At 72.7% G+C, this 3,776-nt stretch carries 3 protein-coding genes; 2 read left to right on the top strand and 1 reads right to left on the bottom strand.

The annotated features are described in order from the left end of the window. Positions 1–2,386: DEAD/DEAH box helicase (locus G3I65_RS32225; RefSeq protein ID WP_160699445.1), on the top strand; the 2,386-nt coding region annotated here is incomplete at its 5' end. After that, positions 2,379–3,071 carry a hypothetical protein gene (locus G3I65_RS32220; RefSeq protein ID WP_160699444.1) on the top strand — a complete coding sequence of 231 codons (693 nt, stop codon included), beginning with the start codon at positions 2,379–2,381 and terminating at the stop codon, positions 3,069–3,071. The genes G3I65_RS32225 and G3I65_RS32220, both read left to right, overlap by 8 nt. Before the next feature lie 283 nt (positions 3,072–3,354). On the opposite strand, the gene G3I65_RS32215 is transcribed toward G3I65_RS32220, so the two are convergent. Continuing rightward, positions 3,355–3,776: glycoside hydrolase family 15 protein (locus G3I65_RS32215; protein WP_239071586.1), on the bottom strand; the 422-nt coding region annotated here is incomplete at its 5' end.

Genomic DNA, 3,776 nt, shown 5'->3' with positions numbered 1-3,776 from the left:
ACCGCCCGTCGACCTGCGCGGGGGCCGCGGCGCGGCCGGGGTGTGGCTGTCCGCGCTGGCGGGCGGCGATCCCCGCGTCGAACTGCCGCTGGACGAGCTGGGCGTGCTGGCCGACGCCGTCTCGCGGTGGGACGGCGTCGCCGACACCGACGTCGTCGACGGCCGGGCGTGTTTCCGGCTGGCCGAAGTCGGCACCCTGCGCCGTCCGGGCGAGGACGATCCGGACGACCAGACCGGGGACGGCACCAAGTGGCAGCTGCAGTTCCTCCTACGGTCGACGGCCGATCCGAGCCTGCTGCTGTCGGCGGGGCAGATCTGGTCGGGCGAGGCGAACGGCCTGGTCCGGGACCCGAAGGGGCTGTTGCTCGCCGAGCTGGGCCGCGCCGCGCTGATCGAGCCCGTGCTGGCGCCTGCCGTGCGCCGGACGCGACCGGCCGAGCACGACCTGACCGTCGAGGAAGCCGAACAGTTCCTCACCACGGGCGCGAACCGGCTCGTCGAGGCCGGGTTCGAGGTGCAGCTCCCGGCCACCTGGGACGGCAGGCGCCGGCTCGCGCTGCGGCTGTCGGTCAGCAGCACGCCGTCGGAGCAGGTCGTCACCCGCAGCCGGGTGGGCCGCGACGAGCTGGCCGCGTTCCGCTGGTCGCTCGCGGTGGGCGACGCCGAAATCGGCGAGGAAGAGCTGGCCAGGCTGGTGGCGGCGAAGACCCCGCTGGTGCGGCTGCGGGGCCGGTGGATCAGCGTCGACCCGGATCGGCTCCGCGCCGGGCTCGAGTACCTCCGCCGCGACCCGCACCGGCGCCCGACCGCCGCCGAGCTGCTGGAACTCGTCCAGCTCACGCGCGAAACGCCGCTCCCGGTCACCGACGTCCGCGCCGACGGCTGGGTCGGGGACGTCCTGGCCGGGCGGGTCCACCAGGCGCTGCGGCCGGTCGAGCTGCCGTCGTCGTTCCGCGCCACGCTGCGCCCGTACCAGCAGCGGGGCGTCGCCTGGCTGGCGTTCATGTCCTCGCTCGGGCTGGGCGCGTGCCTCGCCGACGACATGGGCCTCGGCAAGACCGTCCAGACGTTGGCGCTCGAGGCGCTCGAGCGAGCGGACCGCGAGCGCACCCCGACGTTGGTGCTGTGCCCGATGTCGCTGGTCGGCATGTGGCAGCGGGAGGCGGCGAACTTCGCCCCGGACCTGCGGGTCCACGCCCACCACGGCGGCGACCGCCTGCACGGGACCGCGCTCGCGGAGCGGGTGGCCGCGGCCGACCTCGTCGTCACGACCTACGCGACCGCGGCCCGCGACGCCGGCGAACTCGAGACGGTCACCTGGCGGCGCCTGGTCCTCGACGAAGCGCACGCGATCAAGAACGCCGACACCGCGACGGCCAAGGCGGTGCGGCGGTTCACGGCCGCGCACCGGCTCGCGCTGACCGGCACCCCGGTGGAAAACCGGCTCGCGGACCTGTGGTCGGTGCTGGACCTGCTCAACCCCGGGCTGCTCGGCAGCAGGTTCGAGTTCCGGCAACGGTTCGCCGTCCCGATCGAGCGCCGGGGCGACACCGAAACGGCCGCCGCGCTGCGCAAGATCACGGGGCCGTACCTGCTGCGCCGGGTGAAGACGGATCCCGTGATCGTGCCCGAGCTGCCGGAGAAGATCGAAATCCGGCAGGAGTACCGGCTCACCCGAGAACAGGGCACGCTGTACCGCGCGATCGTCGACGAGATGATGACGAAGATCGAGAACAGCCAGGGCATCAAGCGCCGGGGCAACATCCTCGCCGCGATCACGAAACTCAAGCAGGTCTGCAACCACCCCGCGCACCTGCTGCACGACGGATCCCCGATCGGCCGGCGCTCGGGCAAGGTCAGCCGGCTCGAGGAGATCCTGGCGGACATCCTGGCCGCGGGTGACCGGGTGCTGTGCTTCACGCAGTACACCGAATTCGGCCACCTGCTCGTGCCCCACCTGTCGGACCGGCTCGGCACCGAAGTCGCGTTCCTGCACGGGAGCCTGGCGAAAGGCGCGCGAGACGCGATCGTGGACCGCTTCCAGGCGGGTGACGGCCCGCGAATCCTGTTGCTCTCGCTCAAAGCGGGCGGCTCCGGGCTCACGCTGACCGCCGCCAGCCAGGTCCTGCACCTGGACCGCTGGTGGAACCCGGCGGTGGAGAACCAGGCCACCGACCGGGCGTTCCGGATCGGGCAGGGACGCACCGTGCAGGTCCGGAAGTTCCTGTGCCCGGGCACCATCGAGGACCGCATCGACACCTTGATCACCAAGAAGCGCGCGCTCGCGGGCATGGTCGTGGGCGAGGGCGAAAACTGGCTCACGGAACTGTCGACGGACGCGCTGCGCGGCATGCTCACGCTGGGGGAGGACGCGCTCGATGACTGAGCCCCTCGCGTGGTGGCCGACCCGCTTCATCCGGGCGCTGACGGCGGTCGGCGTCCTCCTGCCCGCCGTCAGGGAAGGGCGCGTCGTGTCCTTGACAGTCGGCGCCGGGCGCGTCGACGCCGAGGTGCGGGACGAGCGGACCCACCAGGTGCGCATCGGCCTGACGGCGTTCGGGAAGACGGAGTGGGCGGCGATCACGCACGCGCTCGCCGCGAAGGCGTCGCTGACGGTGCAGCTGCTTGGCGGCGACCTGCCCCGCGACGTCGAACAGGTCTGCAAAGCGGTCCGGCTGCCGTTGTTCCCGTCGTCGGCGCGGGAGGTGTCCTTGGACTGCACGTGCCCGGCGGCCGAGGTGCCGTGCGGTCACCTGAACGCGGTGTTTTCCGCGCTGGTGGCGCGGGTGAGCGAGGACCCGTTCACCGTTCTCGCGCTGCGGGGACGGGACCGCGAAGCGTTGCTGGAGGAGTTGAAGAACCGGCTCATCTCCGCGGAGCGGGACGACACGTTCCCGGCCCTGACCGAAGTCATGGACACCTTTTTCGACAGCGGCCCGATCCCGGGCTTGGCCGGCCCCCGAACGGCGTTCGACGCGGTGCTGGACCAGGCGCCGCCGTTCGCGATCGACGAGGAGGTCGTCGAGCTGCTGCGGCCGGCGTACCGGGCCCTCACCGAGCGCCTTCGCTGACCCACGGTCGGCGCACCGGCGACGGATCTGGTGCGGTGACCGGATGCGTTCGTCGGGTTGCGATGGCGGTGTCTGCGACGGGCCCGGCAAGGCAGCACCCGACCCCAACGACCCCGGCGGCCAACTCACCAACCGGAACGGCCAACTCACCGACCGGAACGGCCAACTCGCCGGCAGGTGGGTGAGTTGGCCGTTCCGGTACGCGAGTTGGCCGCTGCGAGCGGTGAGTTGGCCGTTCCCGCTGACCACGGAGATCGGCACGAGCGAGTTCCGCTGAACGCGCTCAGCCGGCGAAGCGCTGCGACGTCTCCAGCAGCAGAGCGTGCACGAACGCCTGGGGCAGGTTGCCGCGCAGCTGACGCTGCCGGACGTCGTATTCCTCCGCCAGCAGCCCCGGCGGGCCGCACGCCGCGCGGTTGCGCTCGAACCAGCGCAACGCCGTGGCCCGGTCGCCCTGCTGCCAGTGGGCCAGCGCCATGATGAAGCCGCACAGCAGGAACGCGCCTTCGGCCTCGCCGGGGGCGCGGTCGTCCGGGGCGAAGCGGTAGACGTAGCCGTCCTCGGTCAGCGTCTCCTCGACCGCGGCGAGCGTGGCCCGGGTGCGTGGGTCGTCGGGTGGCAGGGCGCCGCGCACCGGCGGGAGCAGCAACGCCGCGTCCGTACCGGTGTGCGCCGGGCTGCGCCGCCACGCGCCGTGCGGGTCCA

The organism is Amycolatopsis sp. SID8362 (assembly GCF_010550475.1).
Classification (GTDB): Bacteria; Actinomycetota; Actinomycetes; order Mycobacteriales; family Pseudonocardiaceae; genus Amycolatopsis; species Amycolatopsis eburnea.
This window is presented reverse-complemented; position numbering and strand designations above follow the sequence as displayed.

What these genes read in the sequence shown, in the direction of transcription:
- G3I65_RS32220 (WP_160699444.1), top strand. Translation starts at nt 2,379, where the DNA reads ATGACTGAGCCCCTCGCGTGGTGGCCGACCCGCTTCATCCGGGCGCTG.